This is a genomic window from Halomonas sp. HL-93 (genome assembly GCF_900086985.1).
GTDB lineage: Bacteria > Pseudomonadota > Gammaproteobacteria > Pseudomonadales > Halomonadaceae > Vreelandella.
Genome location: NZ_LT593974.1, coordinates 2,573,430 through 2,595,001, shown reverse-complemented (window position 1 = coordinate 2,595,001; position 21,572 = coordinate 2,573,430). Strand labels below are relative to the sequence as shown.

The 21,572-nt window shown below is 54.5% G+C and carries 16 protein-coding genes; 11 read left to right on the top strand and 5 right to left on the bottom strand.

Annotated features, from left to right (window positions below; translation table 11 throughout):
* Window positions 1-30: 30 nt before the first annotated feature.
* Together GA0071314_RS12060 and GA0071314_RS12055 are read right to left on the bottom strand one after the other, a co-directional pair.
* A complete protein-coding gene (locus tag GA0071314_RS12060; protein ID WP_074396874.1) occupies window positions 31-3,093 on the bottom strand; it encodes an efflux RND transporter permease subunit in 3,063 nt (1,020 codons plus the stop codon).
* Window positions 3,077-4,198, bottom strand: coding sequence for an efflux RND transporter periplasmic adaptor subunit (locus GA0071314_RS12055; protein ID WP_074396873.1), 1,122 nt, complete (start codon window positions 4,196-4,198; stop codon window positions 3,077-3,079). Before GA0071314_RS12055 ends, GA0071314_RS12060 begins: the two co-directional genes overlap by 17 nt.
* A gap of 246 nt (window positions 4,199-4,444) precedes the next feature.
* Between GA0071314_RS12055 and GA0071314_RS12050 the strand changes: the two genes are divergently transcribed.
* Window positions 4,445-5,419 (top strand): malate dehydrogenase, encoded by a 975-nt coding sequence (locus tag GA0071314_RS12050; RefSeq protein WP_074396872.1) that lies wholly within the window; start codon window positions 4,445-4,447, stop codon window positions 5,417-5,419.
* Window positions 5,420-5,581: 162 nt separating this feature from the next.
* Here the strand turns inward: GA0071314_RS12050 and GA0071314_RS12045 are convergent, their stop codons facing one another.
* Window positions 5,582-6,238: an HAD family hydrolase gene (locus GA0071314_RS12045; protein WP_074396871.1), complete on the bottom strand. Its 657-nt coding sequence runs from the start codon at window positions 6,236-6,238 to the stop codon at window positions 5,582-5,584.
* A 186-nt stretch (window positions 6,239-6,424) separates the two neighbouring features.
* Between GA0071314_RS12045 and GA0071314_RS12040 the strand changes: the two genes are divergently transcribed.
* Together GA0071314_RS12040 and ptsP are read left to right on the top strand one after the other, a co-directional pair.
* Window positions 6,425-6,916, top strand: a complete 492-nt coding sequence (locus tag GA0071314_RS12040) for an RNA pyrophosphohydrolase (protein WP_074396870.1) — start codon at window positions 6,425-6,427, stop codon at window positions 6,914-6,916.
* An 81-nt stretch (window positions 6,917-6,997) separates the two neighbouring features.
* Complete coding sequence (gene ptsP / locus GA0071314_RS12035; RefSeq protein WP_074396869.1) at window positions 6,998-9,259, top strand: phosphoenolpyruvate--protein phosphotransferase; 2,262 nt, start codon at window positions 6,998-7,000, stop codon at window positions 9,257-9,259.
* A gap of 9 nt (window positions 9,260-9,268) precedes the next feature.
* On the opposite strand, the gene GA0071314_RS12030 is transcribed toward ptsP, so the two are convergent.
* A complete protein-coding gene (locus tag GA0071314_RS12030) occupies window positions 9,269-10,036 on the bottom strand; it encodes an NRDE family protein (RefSeq protein ID WP_074396868.1) in 768 nt (255 codons plus the stop codon).
* Window positions 10,037-10,210: 174 nt separating this feature from the next.
* Here GA0071314_RS12030 and GA0071314_RS12025 point away from each other — a divergent pair, with 174 nt between their 5' ends.
* From GA0071314_RS12025 to GA0071314_RS11995, 7 genes are all read left to right on the top strand, one after another.
* Complete coding sequence (locus GA0071314_RS12025) at window positions 10,211-11,377, top strand: response regulator (protein WP_074396867.1); 1,167 nt, start codon at window positions 10,211-10,213, stop codon at window positions 11,375-11,377.
* Window positions 11,374-12,177: a sulfite exporter TauE/SafE family protein gene (locus GA0071314_RS12020; RefSeq protein WP_074396866.1), complete on the top strand. Its 804-nt coding sequence runs from the start codon at window positions 11,374-11,376 to the stop codon at window positions 12,175-12,177. The genes GA0071314_RS12025 and GA0071314_RS12020 overlap by 4 nt, the downstream gene beginning before the upstream one ends.
* A 68-nt stretch (window positions 12,178-12,245) precedes the next feature.
* Entirely contained in the window at window positions 12,246-13,037 is a 792-nt protein-coding gene (lgt, locus tag GA0071314_RS12015) for a prolipoprotein diacylglyceryl transferase (RefSeq protein ID WP_074396865.1), read from the top strand.
* A 170-nt stretch (window positions 13,038-13,207) separates the two neighbouring features.
* Window positions 13,208-13,981, top strand: a complete 774-nt coding sequence (locus GA0071314_RS12010; protein WP_231896556.1) for a thymidylate synthase — start codon at window positions 13,208-13,210, stop codon at window positions 13,979-13,981.
* Complete coding sequence (locus tag GA0071314_RS12005; protein WP_074396863.1) at window positions 13,978-14,511, top strand: dihydrofolate reductase; 534 nt, start codon at window positions 13,978-13,980, stop codon at window positions 14,509-14,511. The genes GA0071314_RS12010 and GA0071314_RS12005 overlap by 4 nt, the downstream gene beginning before the upstream one ends.
* Before the next feature lie 36 nt (window positions 14,512-14,547).
* Entirely contained in the window at window positions 14,548-15,321 is a 774-nt protein-coding gene (locus GA0071314_RS12000; RefSeq protein WP_074396862.1) for a ProQ/FINO family protein, read from the top strand.
* 263 nt (window positions 15,322-15,584) lie between these two features.
* A complete protein-coding gene (locus GA0071314_RS11995) occupies window positions 15,585-16,751 on the top strand; it encodes a porin (RefSeq protein ID WP_074396861.1) in 1,167 nt (388 codons plus the stop codon).
* 876 nt (window positions 16,752-17,627) lie between these two features.
* On the opposite strand, the gene GA0071314_RS11990 is transcribed toward GA0071314_RS11995, so the two are convergent.
* Window positions 17,628-18,857: a DcaP family trimeric outer membrane transporter gene (locus GA0071314_RS11990; RefSeq protein WP_156524116.1), complete on the bottom strand. Its 1,230-nt coding sequence runs from the start codon at window positions 18,855-18,857 to the stop codon at window positions 17,628-17,630.
* A 748-nt stretch (window positions 18,858-19,605) separates the two neighbouring features.
* On the opposite strand from GA0071314_RS11990, the gene GA0071314_RS11985 reads away from it, so the two are divergent.
* Window positions 19,606-21,570 carry a diguanylate cyclase gene (locus GA0071314_RS11985; RefSeq protein ID WP_074398520.1) on the top strand — a complete coding sequence of 655 codons (1,965 nt, stop codon included), beginning with the start codon at window positions 19,606-19,608 and terminating at the stop codon, window positions 21,568-21,570.
* Window positions 21,571-21,572 lie beyond the last annotated feature (2 nt).

The window sequence follows — 21,572 nt, the reverse complement described above, 5'->3', positions numbered from 1 at the left end:
TGATCGCCCGACGTATCGGGCTTCTGGCTTTTAACGCCGTTTGCCGCCGATCACCAGCATACAGGGGGTGAGCAACAACGTTAGCACGGTGGCGAAGGTGAGCCCACCTGCGATAGCGCTAGACATCTGCGTCCACCATTGGGCAGAGGGGGCATTAAAGCCCAACGCAGGCGTAAACAAATCAACATTGATGCCCAGCACCATCGGCATTAATCCCAGTACCGTGGTGATCGCCGTTAACAGTACCGGGCGCAGCCGCAAACAACCCGCTTCCAACGCGGCCTCACTGGGCGATAAGCCGTTGCCACGCAGCTCGTTATAGGTATCGATCAAGACGATATTGTTGTTGACCACGATACCCGCTAGGGCAATCACGCCCATGCCTACCATCACAATGCCAAACGCCTGGCCGGTAATCAGCAGGCCCATCAGTACGCCCGCGGTAGAGAAGACAATGGCCGAAAGCACCAGCCCAGCCTGGTAAAAGCTATTGAACTGAGTCACCAGAATCAGCGCCATCAAGCCAATAGCAATCAAGAACGCGCTGACCAGGAACTGCATTGATTCCTGCTGATCCTGTTGTTCGCCAGCGACATTGACCATCAAGCCCTCGGGCAAGCTGTCGCTGCTAGCATCCAATAGGGCGTTCAGGCGCTCATCGGCTAGGTAGTCAGGGGCAAGGTCGGCATCAACGGTAATCGCGCGGCGGCCGTCAATGCGGTTGAGGGTGCCGACTTTAGGCGCTGGCTCCAGGGTTACAAAGTGTGAAATAGGCACCTGGCCGCGCTGGGTGTTGATCGTTAATCGCTCTAATTGATCCAGCGAGCGCCAGTTTTGTGGCAGACGTACACGAATATCCACTTCGTCGCTCACTTCGGGTGGCCGGTAGCTCGCCACCTGAAGGCCGGTGGTAAGCAGCTGGACGGCGCTACCAATCGTCGTCACATCCGTGCCCATATGCGCCGCGGCTTCACGGTCCACGTTTACCTGCCACTCTACGCCCGGCAGACTGCGGTTATCCTGTATGTCTTCAAAGCCACCCAACTCATCCATTAATTGTATTAGCTGGTTAACCCCCGCATCAGCGACGTCGGGATTGGTGGCGCTGACCTCTAGCACAATAGGCTTGCCGCCGCCGGGGCCCATTTCCTGCTCCTGAAATTCCAACGTAATGCCGGGAAGGTCCCCTGCGCGCTCGGCCATATCGTCCAAAATAGCCTGGGCAGGGCGGCGCTCATGCCAGTCGATAAATTGAAACTGCAGCATGCCAATGACGTCGCTGCCCATCTGCTCGTTGGGCACCGCAAAGGAGCGCGCATACAGCGCTCTGACTTCGCTCATGCCGGATAATCTGGCTTCCACCCGCTTCACGATGGCATCGGTTTCTGCGGCGGAGAAATCACCTCGGGCGCGCACCAGTACCTGGGCGCTGTCGGGTTCCACGTTAGGGAAGAAGTCGACGCCGTGGTTGAAGCGCGCATAGCCGGTATATAAAAGTGCCATCAACAACACGGTGACCAGCAGGACCCAGGCCGGGTGCATGAGCAGCCTGGCCAGCAAGTGGCGATAGCCGCGCCCGAACGACGTCGCATCATCTTTATTGTTGTTATCTGCATCAGGAACGGCAGTGCGGGTAAACAAACGGCCAAGGGTGGGTAAAAACACCAGCGCCATGGCCAGCGACGCTAGTAGGCACAAAATAACGGTAGCGGGCAGGTACTTCATAAACTGACCGACCACACCGGGCCAGAACAGTAGCGGAATAAATACTGCAAGTGTGGTGGCGGTTGAGGCAATTACCGGCCAACTCATGCGTGAGGCGGCGTTTAGCCACGCCTGATGGGGCGCTTGGCCATCCCGCAAATGGCGGTCGGCAAGCTCGCTGACCACGATGGCGCCGTCGACCAACATACCCGCCACCAAAATTAGCGCAAACAGCACCACGATATTGAGCGTAAAACCAAACGCCCATACCAGCAGAATGCCGGTTAAAAACGCCCCGGGGATGGTCAAACCCACCAATAGCGCCATTCGCCAGCCCATTGCGGCGACCACTACAATCAGTACCAGCACCACGGCGGTCAGCACGTTATTGAGCAGCTCAGAGAGCATATTCTCAACGGTGGTCGACTCATCCAGAATGGTGGTGAAGCGCAACTGCTCAGGCAGCAAATCATCTGCTTCGGCCAAGCGCTCACGCACTGCATTAATGGTGGCGATGATATTAGCCCCAGCGCGTTTGGAAACCTCAAGCACCACGGCGGGTTGATCATCGATGCGGGCAAAGCCCTCGGGATCTTTGTAGGTGGGATTAATCCAAGCGACATCGCCAAAGGTGACGACTTGATCGTCCTCGACTTTGACCGGCATATTCATGACATCGTCAAGCGACGCAATAATGCCGGGGACTTTCAACGCCAGGCGCCCCGCGCCGGTATCCAAACTGCCGGCTGCCACTAGGCGGTTATTGCGTGATACCTGGTTAAACAGCGCGTCAAAATCGACGCCGTAACTCTCAAGCACCAGCGGATCCACGACAATTTCCAGCAGATCTTCACGCTCACCGGCGATGTCGACTTCCAGCACATCGGCAATGCCTTCGATCTCCTCTTGCAGGCGCCGGGCAATGGTCATGCGTTCGCGGGTGTCCAACTGCCCGTAGAGGCCGATGGTCAAGACTGGAAACTCCGAAACGTTGACCTCCATGACTCGCGGCTCATCGGCCTCATCAGGCAGTTCGCTGCGGGCGGTATCCACCCGGTCGCGCACGTCGGTGAGCGCGGTGTCTGGGTCAAAGCCTGGGTCGAACTCGAGCGTAATCGAGCCGTGCCCTTCGCTGGATTGGGCGGTGAACTTGCGCAATCCTTCAATGCCACGCAGCTCCTGCTCCATGGGGCGAATCAGTAGCCGCTCACCATCCTCGGGGCTAACGCCCTCCAGCGACAACGAGACGTAAATCATTGGAATGGTGACGTCGGGGTTGGCTTCTTTAGGAATCATCTGCCAAGCAGTGATGCCTGCCAGCAGCAGGCTCACCAATAGCAGTATTGTCGTGCGGGTGTGGGCTAGCGCCGCATTAATCAACTGGCGCATGAACGCTATCCTGACCGGGTGACGGTTGCGCAATGGTGGCCTGTTCGGAAGGTACCGGAGTGACCGTTTCGCCTGTCTCCACCATGCCCGCGCCTAGCGTAATCAGGCGTATTGGATTGGGCAGGCCCGCCACATGCGCGCGCTGAGTATCGGCACTGACCAACTCTACCGTGGTCTGCTGCACCTGGTCGCTATCATCCAGGTGTTTGACTGCCAACTGGCCCTCGCTATTTAAGCTGAGCAGTGCAGGGGAAAGGGTATGCACCTGGCGAGGCGGTAGGGTGATCGTCAACTCGGCACTGCCTCCCGCAAGGCGTTTGCCGGCCGGGTTATCCAGTGTCGCTTCAATATAAAAACTGCGCGTGGCTTCATCGGCTCGGTGGCTAACGAAAGTGAGTTCGCCTTCTAAATAGTCGCCGTTCAGCAGCCGGGCCGTGACCGGTAAGCCCTCGCTTAAATCGCCCACCTGCTGTTGAGAGACCCAGGCGGTACCTTTCAAGCGCCGATCATCAACCAGTTGGCCCCATTCTTCGCCGGGTTGTAGCAGGTCGCCTAGCTCCACCTCTACGCGGTTGAGCACACCGTCAAAAGGCGCGGTGGGGCGGCTGTCGTCTAATTGATTCTGCAACTGAGCGACTTGAGCGGCGTTGGCGCTAAGCGCGCTCTGCAAACGCAATAGCTCCGGCTGTGAAATGAGCTCACGCTGGCGCAGGTTGCGCGCGCCAGAATACTCCGCTTCGGCCACGGCTAGCTCGTCCCGGGCCTGTTGGAGTTGCTCGGGTAGGGCATCGTTGTCCAGCACGAGTAGTCTATCGCCTGCCTTAACGCGACTTCCCTGATCCACCGGCTTTTCATCGACAAAGCCCGCTATGTTGGCGCGTAAGGTGGCTTCGCGGTGAGCCGTCAGTTGGCCCTGGATAATTTGCTCGGGAATAAAGGCGGTGCTGTATTGCTCCACTACCTCGACACGCGAGCCCTCCTCGCGGTCAGCGGGAGTGTCCGGGGGCGTGCTTTGGAAGCCCTGAAAATTACCAAAGGCGAGCCATATCACCAGCGCCAGCACTAATAGGCTAGCTAAGGCATAAGAAAACGGGATTCTTCGCATGGGAGCGTCCATGTCCTTAGCAATACAAGAAAGGCGGTTATCAAGCCGATGACACCATAGCGCAACTCAGCCTGTTCAGCGAGTAGCACGCCGCTGCATGAGTGTGTATTAAATGCCTAAATGCATACTAGTCTCATGTCTGATTGAGTTTTTGCCCAGCGAGGCATACCATCTTTGCGTCTTGAGTTTTGTTGAGCTATTCCTCAGGCGAGAACCATCCCTAGGCGAACCAATCAAGGAGCAATGATGAAAGATCCAGTACGTATTGCGATTACCGGCGGCGCCGGTCAGATCAGCTACTCTTTAATTTTCCGCATCGCCGCTGGCGACATGCTGGGGCCGGATCAGCCTGTCATTCTTCAGCTGTTGGAAATTCCCCAGGCGATGGACGCGCTGAACGGCGTGGTAATGGAAGTTAACGACTGCGCCTTCCCGCTGGTGCAAGACATCGTTGCCACCGACGATCCGAATGTCGCGTTCAAAGACGCCGACTTCGCTCTGCTGGTAGGTGCGCGTCCGCGTGGCCCCGGCATGGAGCGTAAAGACCTGCTGGAAGCTAACGCAGCGATCTTCTCCGTACAAGGTAAGGCGCTGAACGACCACGCCAGCCGTGACGTAAAAGTGCTGGTGGTCGGTAACCCCGCCAACACCAACGCGCTGATTGCTTCCTGCAATGCGCCGGATCTGGACGCAGGCCAGTTCACCGCCATGACGCGCCTGGACCACAACCGTGCGCTGACCCAGCTGGCTCAGAAAACCGGCAAGCACGTCACGGACGTTGAAAACATGATCATCTGGGGCAACCACAGTGCCACCCAGTACCCGGATCTGGCCCAGTGCAAAGTCGACGGCAAAGCAGCGTTTGATCTGGTTGAGCGTGACTGGTACGAAAACGACTTTATTCCTACCGTGCAACAGCGCGGCGCGGCGATCATCAAAGCACGCGGCGCGTCTTCTGCGGCTTCTGCGGCTTCTTCCGCTATCGACCACATGCACGACTGGGCGCTGGGTTCCAAAGGCATCGTCAGCATGGCAATTCCGTCTGACGGCAGCTACGGCATCGAAGAAGGCATCATTTACTCTTACCCAGTGCGTTGCCAGGGTGGCAAATATGAAATCGTTCAAGGCTTTGAGATTGACGAATTCAGCCGGGAAAAGATGAAGGCGACCGAGACAGAACTGCGTGAAGAGCGTGCGGCCGTCGAGCATCTGCTCGGCTAAGCGGAGAAAAGCCAGAGATTAGAGGTAAGAAAACCCCATAGACTGTGATCTGTGGGGTTTTTTCTTGGTCGATATCTTCACCTATCCTGACGCTTCCTTCTTCCTTCTTCCTTCTTCCTTCTTCCTTCTTCTAGGCGCGAAGCGCCGCTCTTCAAGCGGTTATCAGTCCCGCAGACTCATGATGCGCCATTGGCGCTGTTCGGCGACGTTGCGCAGGGTGTCGTCGGGGTCGACGGCGACAGGATGGTCGACCTTTTCAAGCAGCGGTAGGTCATTGTGAGAGTCGCTATAGAACCAAGCGCCCTCCATGGTTAAATCCTGTTCCTCAAGCCACTGCTGCAAACGCGTCACTTTGCCTTCGCGGTAGCTGGGAATACCTTGCACCTGGCCGGTGTAGCGGCCGTCAATACGCTCGGGTTCTACGGCAATCAAATGATCAACGCCCAAGCGCTTGGCAATCGGCCCGGTAATAAAGCGGTTAGTAGCCGTAATGATCAGTAGCGTATCGCCGCGTGTGCGGTGGCGAGCCAGCAATTCCTCGGCTTTGGGCAAAATGTGTGGCTCGATTTTGCTGGCCATAAACTGTTGATGCCAAGCAGCAAGCTGCTCGGGCGTATTGTCGGCAAGCGGCTTAAGCGCGACGGCTAAAAAATCGGCCATATCGAGGGTGCCTGCATTGTAATCGGCCATAAAACGGTCATTGGCTTCCCGGTACGCGACCGGATCTACCGCGCCCTGCTCAAGCAAGAACTCACCCCAGGCGTGATCGCTATCGATGGATAGCAAGGTATTATCCAAATCGAAAATGGCCAAACTCACGGCGCTCCCCTTATGGTTAATGTTGGTCGTTTGTAGTCAGACGCAAAGCCGCGGATTATCGCAGAGTCAACAGTGCTTTTACACCGGCATATCGTGTGCGTTAGCAAGTTGACGTTATATTGTATTGATACGCTTGTTGTCCTTGTGGAAAAATGGCGGTAACTGAAAATTTATAAGGTGATGTCCGTGATCGACGCTGACGGCTTTCGCCCCAATGTTGGCATCATTATCGCCAACCGCCAGGGGCAGCTGCTATGGGCGCGTCGTGTAGGACAAAATGCGTGGCAGTTTCCCCAGGGAGGCATCAAAGCAAGCGAGACACCGCAACAAGCACTTTTTCGTGAACTTCACGAAGAAATTGGTCTGACGGCCAATGATGTTGACATTGTCGCCTGCACCCGGGGCTGGCTGCGCTATCGTCTGCCACGACGCATGATTCGCACACATTCGCGGCCGGTTTGTATTGGTCAAAAGCAGAAGTGGTTTTTACTCCAAATTCGCTGCGAGGATAGCCGTATCTGCATGACGGCAACGCCAAAGCCCGAGTTCGATGGGTGGCGTTGGGTAAGTTACTGGTATCCTCTCGGCCAAGTCGTACCGTTTAAGCGTGAAGTGTATCGCCGTGCGCTCCGCGAGCTATCGCCCCGAGTCCAACGGCTGGCGCTAATTGACGAGTGAGTCGCCGCCCTAGGACAGGGCCGCGGTTGACTGCCAAGGAATTCCTCAGCGAGGCAAATAACAGTGAAAAGTAAAACGTCCATGCTTGAGGTGCTGCGACGCGTTATTCAAGAAGTGAATGGCGCGAAAAACCTGGATGCTGCATTAGCCACCATGGTGCGGCGCATTCGCAAAGCGATGCAAACCGATGTGTGCTCTTTTTATCTTTACGATAAAGAGCTTGAGTCGCTTGTGCTAATGGAAACCATCGGCTTGCGCACCCAAGCTGTTGGCCAGGTGGTGCTTCCGGTTGGCGAAGGGCTGGTGGGCCTGGTGGCTAAGCGCAGCGAGCCACTTAATTTAGAAGATGCCCAATCCCATCCACAATTCCGCTATTTTGAAGCCACCGGAGAGGAGCGTTACTCGAGTTTTCTGGGTGTGCCCATTATCCATCAGCGTCAAATGCTGGGTGTGCTGGTCGTTCAGCAAGCCGAGCAGCGCCAATACGATGACGAAGATGAGGCCTTTTTGGTCACTATGGCGGCCCAGTTGGCAGGTGTGTTGGCACATGCATTGGCGACCGGTAACTTAAACCGACGTGCGCTTCCCAGCGGGCAAACCATGTTCAAGGGGGTGGCGGCGTCGCCGGGTATGGCGATGGGTGAAGCAGTGGTGATTACGCCGCCGTCAGACCTCAACAGCGTTCCCGACCTTGTTCCCAACGACCAAGAGTATGAAATCGCGCGGCTTAAAGAAGCGATTGGCAAAACCCGCGATGAAATTCGCGCCGCCGCTGAGCGGCTGGTTAACCGCATTTCTACCCAAGAGCTGGCGCTGTTCGATGTTTACCAGCAAATGCTCGGCGAAGCGGCGCTGTCAGAGGAAGTGGTAAAGCGTATCCGTGAAGGGCAGTGGGCGCCTGGCGCTTTGGCTGACGTAGTGCGCCGCCACGTTCAATACCTAGAGCGCGTAGATGATAACTATCTTCGCGAGCGGGCAGCGGATATTCGCGACCTGGGTCGCCGTGTGTTGGCTCACTTGCAAGAGGGCTCGCCCTCGACTCCTGAAACGTATCCCGATAACGCGATTCTAGTGGGTGATGAGATTAGCGTTGCCATGCTGGGTGAAGTGCCCCGCGATAAGCTGAAAGGGTTAGTGTCGGTACGGGGCTCCAGTACGTCCCACGTGGCGATTGTTGCCCGCGCCATGGGGATCCCCACCGTGCTTGGCATGGTCGATTTACCGCTGCCAAGGCTTTCAGGCGCGCCTGTCGTGCTAGACGGCCACCGGGGGCGGTTGTTTGTGCGCCCGGCCCCGGAGCTGAAAGCCCGCTATGAAAGCCTGATTGCCGAAGAAGAAGCGCTTACCGAACTATTAGCGCACGAGCAAGACTTGCCCAGCGAGACGCCTGATGGCCACGACATGCCATTGATGGTGAACACCGGGCTAGCCGTTGATGCCGCCGCACTGCTCAAAAGCCGTATCAGCGGTGTGGGGCTATACCGTACCGAAGTGCCGTTTATGATTACCGAGCGCTTCCCAGGTGAGAAAGAACAGACGCGGCTTTACCGCGATCAGTTAGAAAGCTTTGCACCGCTGCCGGTGGTCATGCGCACGCTAGATATTGGCGGTGACAAAGATCTGCCTTACTTCCCGATTGAAGAAGCCAACCCGTTTTTAGGCTGGCGGGGTATGCGAGTCACCTTGGACCATCCTGAAGTCCTGATGGTGCAGCTGCGGGCGATGTTGAAAGCGTCCAGAGAGCTCGACAACCTCTACGTGCTTTTCCCCATGATCACCAATGTGGAAGAGGTGGACGAAGCACTGCGGTTGTTGGACCGCGCCATCCTGGAGCTGGGTGAGGAGGGCATCGATGTAGAGCGTCCCAAGGTGGGGGTAATGATTGAAGTGCCGGCCACTATCTACCAAATGGATGCATTGGCCAAGCGGGTGGATTTTTTCTCGGTAGGCAGTAATGACCTGACCCAGTATCTTCTTGCGGTAGACCGCAATAACCCACGGGTCTCAAGCCTTTACGACGCGCTTCACCCCGCATTGCTAGGCGCGTTGCAAGAGCTCTCCCAGGATGCGCGACGGCTTAATAAGCCTATTTCGTTGTGCGGCGAGTTGGCGGGCGACCCGGCGGGAGCGCTTCTGCTGATGGCAATGGGCTTTACCAGCCTGTCAATGAATGCCCCCAGCCTGCCTAAAGTGCGTGCGGCGATTCGACGTGTGTCATTCAAGGATGCCCAGCAGTTGCTGTCTGAAGTGATGCTGCTGGATACGCCGGCCCAGGTGCACGTGCACCTGGATAAACGTATGGACGACTGGCAGCTTTCACATTTGCTGCCGCCGCGTGATTAGACACTTAATTTATTGTTCGCACTGGACACTCAGTGTCGTCTCGCCTTCGAAAGCTCCCCAGGGCCCAAAGCGCTGCTCGGTTATCGACACATCGCCACTGTCAGTGAGTGATAACCAACTGGTGGCGCGGGTGCCGTAGCGCTCGCCCACAATGAACGCTGCCGATAGCTGGCGTTCCAGCTCATCGCCTACTCCGGTGTCCGGTAGCGCTGAAATGGGCGCTGTGCGAGGGTCTTGGAAGGCGTTTAGGGCCTTGCCCGGAAAGTGCCTGGGGTCAACTTGTTCAAGGGCCTCCCTGACCGATAGCAGCTTCGGCCACGGGCTGTTAAGCACAGCATTAGACAAGCCGTGAACGCCAGGAGAGACTTCGTTTAGCGAAAGCTGCTCGCGGCCGCGATGCAAATACCAAAGCTGGGTAGGGGTGGCGACCAGCAAGTTGAAGCCCGCGTACTGTGCCGCTGCACCCTCAGCAAGGTTGCCTAGCCACGCCGCTATGTTGTCGCATTCCAATGCCTGGCTTACCAAATGTCCGCGACTGGGCGCCCCCGGTGCCGGGATTAACCCGGGGTCGCGCACATTGGTAAGCGCTGCGATCCTGCCCTCGCGATTGGCCGCCAGCCAGCTTCCACCCGCCTCCAGGTCGCGTCCTCCTACTAACGACCTGTCGTGCCAGGGCGCTAGGGTCGCAGTGGGTCTCGCATGGAACTCATCGCGGTTGCCAATTAGCTGCAAGGGAGTGGCAGAGCGTGGCTGCCATCGAAAAGCGATTAAACACATGGGGGTTCATCGTCCGGTTGGGTTGATATAGCGCGGGCATGACACTCCGGGCGTGTCGACGTACACTTGTAGCCTGTCATTTCCTACACTAACCCAAGTTGCGAAACAAATGCGTTGTTAATCAGGAATACGCATCAGCTTGTGTCGCTTGGCCAGAAAGGAAGGCGCTATTTTATGCAATACAGCCAGCGGGAACATTTCTGGAATACCCTGATATGGCCAGTGCTGTGGCCATTGCTACTGGTGCAGGCCGCCTTAGTGGTGCTTTGCGCGTTGGTGGTTTGGTTGGTCGGGTGGGTGTCGCCCGGCTACGCATCATGGAGCATTTCACTGTGGCTCATGCTGGTGCTGTTGATTGGTAGCAGCTTGAATGTAGCGGCGTTTTTGATGTTGGTGAAGTCGCGTGCCAAGCATAAAGAAGAGCGCCTTATGCAGCAGTTGGTTGAGCTTGAGCAACATACCAAAACACTCACTAAGCGGGTGGCGATAACCTCACCTCGCCAAACGCTTACGCTGGATGAGCTCTCTGACGAACGCCCCATCGCGCGCCTTGCGGACGTTAATAGTGTGCTATCGAGCCTTGCTGCGTCGATAGCCGCGCCTTCGTCAGCTGAGGCGGTCGCCAATGAAACCGATGATGCCAAGACGTTGCTTGATGACCTGCATCATCAACAGCAACAGGTAAGGCATCTGCTCGCCGGGCGTGACCGCGCGCGAGAAGAGTCGCGTCTTAAGTCGGAGTATCTAGGCTTGTTGCAGCGTGAGACCGATGCGTTATTTGACCGTTTAAGCGAACAATTAAATACCCAGGTTAGCGAAGATTGTCGCGCCAATATGCTTGAGGTGCGCGAGCGAATTGCCGATATTCGTGCATTGCTAATGAACTTGGTGCAGCACCGTGACGTCCCTGCCGAGTCTTCTGACCAAGCACCTGTGGCATCATCGTTGCGGGTACTGGTCGTCGATGATGGTCCGGTGAACCTTATGCTGGCGCGTCAGATGCTCGAAAACCACGGCTTATATGTAGAGGGCGTGAGCAGCGGAGAGCAGGCACTCGAGCGTCAGCAGCAAAGCTTTTTTGACCTGGTCTTTATGGATATTTTTATGCCGACGCTCAATGGGCTGGAAACCACCCGCCGTTGGCGCGAAGTCGAAGCTGCTCAAGGAGGCCGTAAGAGCGTTCTTGTCGCACTAACCGCTAATGCTGACAACATGGGGCAGCAAGAATGCTTGTCCGCCGGCCTTGACGACCTACTGACCAAGCCTTATCAGCCGGAAACCTTGCTGGGCATCATTACCACATGGTTCCCAGAGGCCAATGGGGCTTCGCCTACCCGATGAGTGCATTGGCGGTTACGTTACTCGGGTATTGGCTGCTTGGTGCCGTGGCGGGAACGATGGCAGGCCTGTTCGGCGTCGGGGGTGGGTTGATCATCGTACCCGCCCTGGTCGCGGTGTTTACTTTCCAAGGGCTTTCGCCTGACGTGGTGATGCACCTCGCGATTGGTACCTCGTTGGCCACAATCGTGGTAACAGGCATATCCTCGGCGTTGGGGCATTGGCGGCGGGGGAGCATTCACTTCCCTTGGTTTGTCGCCTTGCTGCCGGGGTTAATGGCCGGCGCTATTATGGGGGTGCTGGTAGCCGGGCAGTTGACAGGGTCGCTGCTGGGTATGTTGTTTGGCCTGTTTGTGCTGTCGATGGCCGTCAAAATGGCGCTAGGGTTTACGCCTACGCCTAATCAGGCTGTCAACACCCCAGCCTATGCAATGGTGCTGGCGGGGAGTGTGATTGGCGGGGTGTCGGCGCTCTTCGGTATCGGTGGTGGCACGCTTGCCGTTCCCTGGCTGTCGCGCTGTGGGGCTAGCTTGACCCAAGCAGTGGCAACATCAGCCGCCTGCGGCGTACCCATTGCGCTGTTTGGTGCCGCCACTTTTATATGGATGGGCTGGGGACATCCGCAGTTGCCTTCTTGGGCCACCGGTTATGTGATGTGGCCAGCGTTTATTACCATCGTTATGACGAGTATTCCTTTTGCCCGTGTGGGCGTCCGCCTAGCGCATCGCCTGCCCAGTCACGTGTTGCGCTGGGCATTTGCGGCCCTGCTCACTGTCGTGGGGCTGAAGTTTTTATTGAGCTAAACGTTTGTCGAGCTAATTGTATTAACTCATCCAGACACATCAACAGACCCATTAAGTAGAGAGCGTAGATGATTAATTATCCCACAATCGACCCTGTTGCGATCGCCATTGGCCCGCTACAAATCCATTGGTATGGCCTTATGTACGTGGTGGGGTTCGTGGCCGCTTGGTGGCTCGGCTGTCGACGTGCAGCGCGGATTGGGCTAAGCCGAGACGATATTGGTGATTTGCTGTTTTACTGCGCCATAGGGGTCGTTGCCGGCGGACGTTTGGGTTACGCACTATTTTATGGCTTGGGCCAATGGGCAGCCGACCCGCTATGGGTGTTTAAAGTCTGGGATGGAGGAATGAGTTTCCATGGAGGCTTAATTGGGGTGCTGCTCGCGGCCTGGTTTTTTGCAAGGCGTAAGCAATTAACCATATTGACGTTAACCGACTTTATTGCCCCACTGGTACCCATTGGACTTGGCGCTGGCCGTATCGGTAATTTTATTAACCACGAACTGCCCGGGCGAGTTACGTCACTGCCCTGGGGGATGCCGTTTCCCGGTATGGGCCCCGAACCGCGTCATCCCTCAGCCCTTTACGAAGCCATATTAGAAGGCTTGGTACTGTTCTGCATTCTTTGGTGGGCATCGGCTAAACCGAAAGCGCGTGGCTTTGTTTCAGGTTTATTCTTGCTTTTCTACGGCGTGTTCCGCTTCCTAGTTGAGTTTTTCCGCATGCCCGACGCCCACATCGGTTTTATCGCCTTTGGTTGGGTCACCATGGGAATGGTGCTGACGCTACCCATGATCGCGCTGGGCGCTATAATGATGGCCTGGTCTCGTCAACAGCCGGTAGACGCTAAACTCATCTGAGTGCCCCTGCTCAGGCGGGCAGCCATTGCTCGCTTGAGTCTGGCCACCTAGAATACATCGCTATGTTGCCCCTTTAATTTGGAAATGCTGTGACCGTAACTACGCCCGTGCCAAACGCTTCCGTCAATGCGAACGCCTTACCTGCGCTTGAACAGCCCTACTTGGATTTAATGCGCTTGGTATTAGATCAGGGGACTGACCGCCATGACCGCACAGGGGTGGGCACTCGCTCGGTGTTCGGCCATCAAATGCGCTTCGATTTGTCGCGCGGATTTCCGTTGCTAACCACTAAGAAGCTGCATTTACGTTCGATTATTCACGAGCTTTTGTGGTTCTTAAAAGGCGATACCAATATCGCCTACCTGAAAGATAATGGCGTGCGTATTTGGGACGAGTGGGCAGACGAGAACGGTGATCTGGGGCCCGTATATGGCTATCAATGGCGTAGCTGGCCCGATCCCAAAGGCGGTAGCGTTGACCAGATCGCCAATGTGCTTGAGCAGATTCGCAGGTCACCTCAATCGCGGCGCTTGGTGGTGTCAGCCTGGAACCCGGCTCAGGTAGATGATATGCAGCTTCCCCCTTGCCACTGCCTGTTTCAGTTTTACGTAGCGAACGGGCGGCTCTCTTGCCAGCTCTACCAACGCAGTGCCGACATTTTTCTGGGTGTGCCGTTTAATATTGCAAGCTACGCTTTGTTATTGAGTATGGTGGCGCAGGTCACTGGGCTTAAGCCCGGTGAGTTTGTGCACACCTTGGGCGATGCGCATCTTTACAGTAACCACCTGGCACAGGCGGAGCAGCAGCTTGAACGTGCGCCCAAAGCGCCACCGCGTTTAAACCTGAATCCCAAGGTTAATGATCTCTTTGACTTCCAGTTTGATGACATTGAAATAGCGGATTATCAGCCACACCCCCACATCAAAGCCGAGGTGGCGGTATGAGTCAGTTTGAGCCGCTGGTACCCGTGGCCATGATCGTGGCAATGGCTAAAAACCGTGTCATAGGGGTAGAAGGGCAGCTACCCTGGTATTTGCCTGAGGATTTAAAGTTCTTTAAACGTATGACCCAGGCCAAGCCGCTGGTAATGGGCCGTAAAACCTTTGCGTCGATTGGCAAGCCGTTGCCTAATCGGTTAAATATTGTGGTTAGCCGTCAAGACGCGTTTACTCATGAGGGTATTCGGGTCTGCCACGATCTTCCTGCCGCCCTTGCCCTGGCAGACCAGCAGGCAACGATTGAAGCGGCTGAAGAAATTATGGTCATGGGTGGCGGTGAGATTTATCGCCAAGCCATGCCCTATGCGTCGAGGCTTTACGTGACGGAAGTTGACATTGAGGTGCAAGGTGATGCGTACTTTCCTTCGTTAGACCCAAGCGAATGGCGTGAAACGCAGCGCGTGGCCGGTCAGCCTAATGAACAGCAACCTCAATATGCATTTGTGACTTACGAACGCGTAGCCCCACAGGCTTAGGTGTGTATATAAAGCCCCGCGAAGGAGAAGCCTTGGATGTCGGTTAGCACTAAGTCGGTAAACCCTGGGTCAATAAGCCCCAGACAGTTATTAGACGACCTTGAGCAGCGTTGGGCACTCACTCAGGCTGAGCTAACCCGGCTGCGCGCAGAAAATGCTGAGTTAAAACAACAGTTAGCTCAGTTTCACGCCTCAACATCCGACGCCGCGGAAGTGGACGTGCCAGAAGACGTGACAGAAAGCGTTACACAAAACAAAGCGGAGTCTGTACCAACATCCTCGCCGCCAGTTGATGTGTCCGCTAGCGAGGAATCCAGCCCCGAGCCGCCTACGCCCCACGCGCTTCTGGCGCAGTGGTATCAGCGCTATCCTAAAGCGTTCTTTAAGGGGCATACTCAGCCGCTAAAAGTCGGCATACACCAAGACCTCGCCGAACGCGAGCCGTGGTCAGGCAAGCTAATCCGCCGCGCTTTGGCAAACTACGTCAATTTGCCGCGTTATATAAAATCAGTGCGCGAGGGGGCAGTGCGTATTGATTTGGATGGCAATGAAGCGGGGGTTGTAGATTCGGAAGCTGCGCGTCATGCAACAGAAAAACGTGCCCAGCAGGCGTCCGCGTCTCCCAATGAGCGTCCTCAAGCGTCTAAGGGCGCTAAACCTCACGCCAAAACGCCTAAACCCACAAAAAAAGCGCCGACAAACCCGCAGAAAAAAGCAGAAAAAACGCCATCTGGCGCTGATGCGCCCCAAAAACAACTTAGCCTGGAAGATAAGTTGTTGGGCCTGCAGAAGAAATTTCAGAGCCGATAAGACCTGCTCAGAATGGCTTTGTTCCGCAAAAAAAACGCGAATAATAAAAAAACAGTGTTTTTTTCTATTGCGTTCCTCACAGTCCCAGTATAGAGTTTGCCTTGCGAGCATTGGAATATAACAAGGTCTTTGTGAGGATGTGCCGCATTATCCGGGTTTTAAATACTTGGTAAATGAAAAAAGAGCGTACCCACGAAGCCGACTGTCGACCTAAGGTCGAACAGAAACGATCGAAACAGTAAGCTAGTTAAGGAACCTACACCATGAAAAAGACACTTTTAGCGACTGCTATCGCTGGTACCATGGCCGCCTCTGGCGCCCAGGCCGCAACCGTTTACGACCAAGACGGCACCAGCCTCGACCTCTACGGTCGTCTGGCTTACGCTGTACAGACTGGTGGCCCGGAAGGTGAAGCGGGTACAAAGTCCGACGGCTCTGAATTCGTTGACCTGGGTTCGCGTTTTGGCTTTATCGCTAACCACGAAGTCACCAGCGACCTGAGCACTTTCGCCCGCATGGAATTCCGTGGCAAGGCTGATGCCCGTAACGGAAACGCCCAAGACGATGACTCTGGAGATGTAGATTTCGGCGGCTTTGACACCATCCGTAACACCTACGTCGGTGTTAAGAGCGATTCTTGGGGTGCGGTGCAGGTCGGTAACTTCGACTCCATCATGTACCAGAACGTTACCGTCATTCAGGACGTGCCAGAAAGCGACGGCGCTACCAACATTGACTTTGGTAACGTTGCTGCCCACGGCGACTCTATCCAGTACTCTTCTCCGGTAATGGAAGGCTTCCAGACTAAGGTTGCAGTCAAGCACCTGTCTGGTAACAGCGAAAATGTTTCTGCTGGAGACGATACTGGCTCTACCACCTCCTGGCACGCTGGTGTTAGCTACGAGTGGGAAGACCTCTACCTGGGTGCTGCTTACAACCAAGCCAAGCAGGAAGGTGAAAACGACACCGCTAGCTACGACGGTGAAGGCGCTAAACAGTTCTCCGAAGACCTATGGGGCGTGGTAGCTCAGTACGGCTTTACCGACAACTTCAGCGCGCGTATCAGTTATCAAGAAGCTGGTGATATCACAGCTTCTCAGGATGAAATCGTAGACGAGACTACTACTGATGCTGGTGTTCTTGAACCTTCCTACGAGATCGACAACCTAGTTGGTGTTGGTGCTACTTATGACTACGGCATGGGCGAGATCTACGGCGACTACTACCACGTTGAAATGATCGATAATCGCGTCGACGATCAAAACCGTTGGGTGTTGGGCGCTAACTATCGCTTCAGCGAGCCGATGTATGTCTTCGCCGAAGCTTACCAGGAAGATAGCTCTACCAGCAGCGATGACTCTCTGTCTGAAAACTTCCGTAGCCTTGACGACGATGTTCAATACACCGTCGGTGTACGTTACGACTTCTAAGACGCTTCGTCTTAAGCAGTTGATTAGCTAGATACGTCGGAAACGACGACAGAGCCGGCCCTTAGGGGCCGGCTTTTTTGTATGGGTATTACAGCGGTTCTAGTAAAGGGTTCGTGAGGAAATCGGTACGCGATTTTCGACAACCTAGCGAAAGTCGCTCTGTGTTTGTTAGGGCCGGGGTTGCACCAGCAGCGCGAATTTATTGCTGGCAATGAATCAATATTGCTTGGAAAGGACAGCTAGCAACATCAAGTTTTGAATCTGATGTGGTAAGTGACGTTATAAGCCCGCTTCTACTGCGCCTGATACGGTTTCCTCTGCGGTGTGCATTGCTCGCCAGGATGAGGTATTTACTTTGCGTCAGGCCAAGTCAGTGGCTTACACGTTGATAGTCCAAGCTTGTCAGCTATGAGGGAGGTTATTGTCCAGAAGGGGCCTGCTTAATGAAGGGAGTTGTCATGCAAAGAGCACGCGCAAGTGCCAGAGTAGTTAACTTTGCAATCAGTAAGCGCCTGGAGTCAGGCTAATACTATGTATAGGTAGATAGGCGACATATTATTTAAGGGTCTAGGCCCTGTCTGAAAACTGGCTGCGCTCGACCATACGGCGTTAAAAATCGGCTCAAAGTACTCATTTACACCACGTAAACTCCGTCTTTTCGCCAATTTTTGCCTTGTCTGGCCTTCGCTCGCCGACTTTTCAGACAAAGCCTAGTTGCTACCTGCCAATGGCGTGTTGAGATTCCTGGGTAACGCTTATTTCACTGTTACTGCCCATTAAAAAAGCCCCAACCTTGGTTGGGGCTTAAGGATCGAAGAGTTTTTGCTTGTACTGTTAAGGTCTGCCTGCGGCGACTTGTAAAGCCGCCGTTAATGCTTAGAAGCTGTACTTCACCATGCCCTGTACGCGAATAGCATCACCGTCGTCCCCACCTACCGTTTCGCGGCTGTGCTGGCCGACTTCAACACCGTAAGCGATGTTTTGAGTAGATGCCGGTGACCAGATATAGTTAGCCCAAACACTTTCGAAGGTATCATTCGTGCTGTCGGCAACTTCTGCATCATCCAGATCCGCTGTAGCAACGCTGTAAACGAGGTTAAATGCGCCAGGGCCGGCTTTCAGGCTTGCGCCTACTGTGCCGCCTGTTGCTTCAACGGTTTCTAGGTTGCCGTTAGAGTCTACGTAAGCAGGAGCTTGGTAGGGGTTACTATCAACATAACCGCCAATACCATCGCCGTGGCTAACGCCTGCACGAACGGTCAAGTCCTCAGTGACCTCAAGTGCACCGGCCAGCGCGATGCCCCAACCTGTAGCGGTATCATCGCTCCAGGAAGCATCTGCGTCTGCGTTATTGTTTGTATCGTACTCCAGGTAGCGCATTACGCCCGAGGCCGCATAACTAAAGTTGCCGCTAGCGCCTTCATAACGGGCAGTTAGGTCAGGTACTTTGTTTTTAGCCGCACTTGAAGATGAAGTGGTTGTGATTGGAGTGCCGTCTGGTTCAAAGCCAGTAATGGTGTCAGAACTAATGTTGGCATTTACATTGCCGCCCAGCTTGTCTGGGTCTTCCACCGCAACAGAGAACCCTCCAGTGGTGTAGCGTAATTGAGCTTGGCGATCTAGAATGCCGCGTCCGCCAGGACCGGTAAAGTCGATAGTGGGTGTGCCAGGAATGAAGCTTGCAAAGTTGGTCCAGGTTTGACCTGCAAGAATACCGTTCCACTCACCAAATGCCTGGCGCAAACGGAATTCCGCTGCATTGCTATCAGCGCCACCGCCGTAAAAATCACCTTCGATGGTGGTCTTTAGGTCACTGCCTGCCATCGGGGTGGCCGTTGAAAACCCGATACGGCTTTCTGCCGCATGTATGCCGGTATGGCCGGTGCTGCTGCTATCCCCATCAAGAGCAATATTGCCGTAGCCAACGCTTTTGTCACCAAGATCACTATCTACATCGTAGATCAGGTCCAGTTTTGCATAGCCATAAATGCTAATGTCAGTGTCACCCACTTCTATATCGTAGCCGTGTGATGCCGACGCAACAGCAAGAGCTAATGCACTAGTCGAGAAGAGAGCGGTTTGCTTAAAGCGCTTTGTAAAAGTCACTTGCATTTCCTTTTATTTATATCAGGCAGTCTATCGAGAGACTGCGCTGTCGTTGTGGTTTGTTGTTGTTTAGTTAGATAGCCAACTAGCCCAAGAGGCGAACGCTGTTTGCTATCTGGAGCTAACATAGCGAGCTTAAAGTGAAGTTACAATTGGGTGAATATAAGATTACGACAAAAGGATGAGGAACTTTCTCCATTTCATTCAACGTATTAGCACGCTAATAATTTTTTAAGTATTTTAAATATTAGATATTGTTAATTTTTTATTTGGTAAGTTTACTTATAAAAAAGTCTTTTTTAAGGTTAATTGATTGTTATTTTATCGTGAGTTGCGTTTTTTTGAATAAATGCTTTCAGCACGGCACTCCTTTTCTACACCTCAGCGTATCTTCAGGGGGCTGCTCTTTGGGTCTAAGAAGAACAGGTGAGGTAATGCCTGCTGGGAGTGAGAAGAAGGGCTGATGCATAATAGGGTGCCGCACAGTGTTCGCCTAGCGAACATCGGCATGAGGTTTGCAACAATTTCGAGCCCCATGTGCCTGATGAGAAGAGGCTTGATCATTAGCGGTCGTTGATTATCGGTAGGTAATTATTTTGTGGTGGAGGCTCATACAACGGTACTATAAGCACACACGATAAAAAAACCTTAAAGGTGAAATGTTGAATATTCGGCAAGGTAAGCGGGGTGGGTGGGTTTGGCTCGCTGGTTAAAACGCAAATCCTGTATCGGTTCGCTTCAGAACCGGATGCTGATGGGGCTAGCCGTTACCTGGCTACTGGTCGTGATGCTGGTGCTGGGGATGGCGTGGCAGCTAGGCAGTGCCATGGTGAAGGCCACCAATATGGCGCACTTGCGCTATGAGTCGACGTTGCTTGCCGATGAGGTCACTGAGCAAGTAGACGCACGCATTGATGCGTTAAGCCGGCTAAACACCCAGCTTGAAGCAGATGCTAGTGACGACGCGATAGATTCGACGTTACAGCGTAATGAAGCGCTAATGGCTTGGTTCGAAGGTGTGGTGGTCGCCAATGCAGAAGGGCGGGTGATCGCCGATTGGCCGAATGTTGAAGGACGTGAAGGGTTAGACACCGCCCAGCTTGAATATTTTAAAATACTGCGCGGCTCGCAAAAGCCTTACGTTAGTGAGCCGTTTGTGGGGCGTGGTAGCGGGATGCCAATGATATTGATTAGCGTGCCGCGCATTGATCAGCAGGGGAACTTCAACGGCTTTGTAGGCGGCGTTGTCAGTCTGGATTCCGGTGGGATTTTTGATCGGCTCTCGCGGGTTAGGCTAGGCGAACAAGGCTACGCGGGGGTGGCGACGGCCTCTGGAAAAATACTCTATCACCCTAATCGCGACCTGATTATGACCGAGGTGCCGGACAGCGATTTTAATCCTTGGCTGGGTTTGGCATTAGATGGTTGGGAAGGTGAGGCCGTTGGTGCGTTGCTTAACGGCCAGCTTGGTTTTCAGTCCTATGGGCAGGTTTGGCCAGCGAATTGGGTAGTAGGCCTGTATTTGCCCAGTGAGCAAGCCCAAGAGCCGCTAGGCGGCTTTTTAAAGCGACTATGGTGGCTGGGAGTCGCACTGACGTTGCTGATGCTGCCGGTGCTCTGGTTAATTTTGCGCCGTATGTTGTCGCCGTTAAAACATTTAGCCAAGCAGATTGGCCAAGTGGGGCGCGGTGAACGCGAGCGAGTGCAGCTAGGCACTAATTTGCAAGAGTTGCAGCGCGTTGCGCATACCTTCAACCGCGTGGAGGACGAGCGCCAAGTATTGATGGCTAACCTCCAAGAGCGTGAAGCTTTTCTCGACTCTGTGCTAAATGCTACCCCGCAAGGAATGTTTGTCGCCAATTTTGACGGCGATATTACTTATATGAATCCGTCGCTTCTCGACATGCTCGGCATCCAGTCGGATGCGCCGACGAACGCCTGGCTGCATCAAATTCATCACGATGATCGGGGCGGAGCTATCGATATGTGGAAACATAGCCTCAAAACCGGGAGTGATTTTGTCCGCCAGTTTCGTTTTGTGCGTAGCGATAATGAAACGCTATGGCTGGATGTACATGCTCGGGTGGTGATGCTCTCCCAGGGTGGCCATTCGTTGGGTTTGGTAGGCGTCGTCAAAGATATTACCGAGCGGCGTGAGCAAGAGGCTATTCAGCGCTGGGAAGCTGAGCATGATCCGCTAACCGGGTTGCTTAACCGGCGTGGTTTTGAGCGGCGGCTTGATGATGCTTTTGCCGAATTTCAAAAAACCAGCACGCCCTCGGCGCTATTATTGTTTGACCTTGATCATTTCAAACCGATTAACGATGAAGGTGGGCATGCACTGGGTGACGAAATGCTGCGGCGTATCGCCCAAGTGGTCGCTTGGGAAGTGCGCCGTAGTGATCATGTTGCCCGCCAAGGCGGCGATGAATTTGGTGTTTTGCTGCCCAGCTGTACTCTGAACCAAGCGCAAAAGATCGCCGAATCCTTGTGTCAGTCAGTGGGGGAAATTTCGGTGGTTCATGAAGGTAAAGAATATAGCGTAACGCTGAGTATTGGGGTTACCACCTTTCACGAAGACGATGGAAGCACTGATGAAGCGTTGGCGCGCGCTGATGCCGGGAGTTACGCAGCCAAGGATAAAGGCCGTAATGGCGTGGTGATCAGGCTACATGAAGAGCATAGCCCAAGCGCTATCCAGCTTTTTGAATGATA

What these genes read in the sequence shown, in the direction of transcription:
- GA0071314_RS12025 (WP_074396867.1), top strand. Translation starts at nt 10,211, where the DNA reads ATGCAATACAGCCAGCGGGAACATTTCTGGAATACCCTGATATGGCCA.
- GA0071314_RS12030 (WP_074396868.1), bottom strand. Translation starts at nt 10,036, where the DNA reads ATGTGTTTAATCGCTTTTCGATGGCAGCCACGCTCTGCCACTCCCTTG.
- GA0071314_RS12020 (WP_074396866.1), top strand. Translation starts at nt 11,374, where the DNA reads ATGAGTGCATTGGCGGTTACGTTACTCGGGTATTGGCTGCTTGGTGCC.
- GA0071314_RS12060 (WP_074396874.1), bottom strand. Translation starts at nt 3,093, where the DNA reads ATGCGCCAGTTGATTAATGCGGCGCTAGCCCACACCCGCACGACAATA.
- lgt (WP_074396865.1), top strand. Translation starts at nt 12,246, where the DNA reads ATGATTAATTATCCCACAATCGACCCTGTTGCGATCGCCATTGGCCCG.
- GA0071314_RS12050 (WP_074396872.1), top strand. Translation starts at nt 4,445, where the DNA reads ATGAAAGATCCAGTACGTATTGCGATTACCGGCGGCGCCGGTCAGATC.
- GA0071314_RS12010 (WP_231896556.1), top strand. Translation starts at nt 13,208, where the DNA reads ATGCGCTTGGTATTAGATCAGGGGACTGACCGCCATGACCGCACAGGG.
- GA0071314_RS11995 (WP_074396861.1), top strand. Translation starts at nt 15,585, where the DNA reads ATGAAAAAGACACTTTTAGCGACTGCTATCGCTGGTACCATGGCCGCC.
- ptsP (WP_074396869.1), top strand. Translation starts at nt 6,998, where the DNA reads ATGCTTGAGGTGCTGCGACGCGTTATTCAAGAAGTGAATGGCGCGAAA.
- GA0071314_RS12005 (WP_074396863.1), top strand. Translation starts at nt 13,978, where the DNA reads ATGAGTCAGTTTGAGCCGCTGGTACCCGTGGCCATGATCGTGGCAATG.
- GA0071314_RS11985 (WP_074398520.1), top strand. Translation starts at nt 19,606, where the DNA reads ATGCTGATGGGGCTAGCCGTTACCTGGCTACTGGTCGTGATGCTGGTG.
- GA0071314_RS12055 (WP_074396873.1), bottom strand. Translation starts at nt 4,198, where the DNA reads ATGCGAAGAATCCCGTTTTCTTATGCCTTAGCTAGCCTATTAGTGCTG.
- GA0071314_RS12000 (WP_074396862.1), top strand. Translation starts at nt 14,548, where the DNA reads ATGTCGGTTAGCACTAAGTCGGTAAACCCTGGGTCAATAAGCCCCAGA.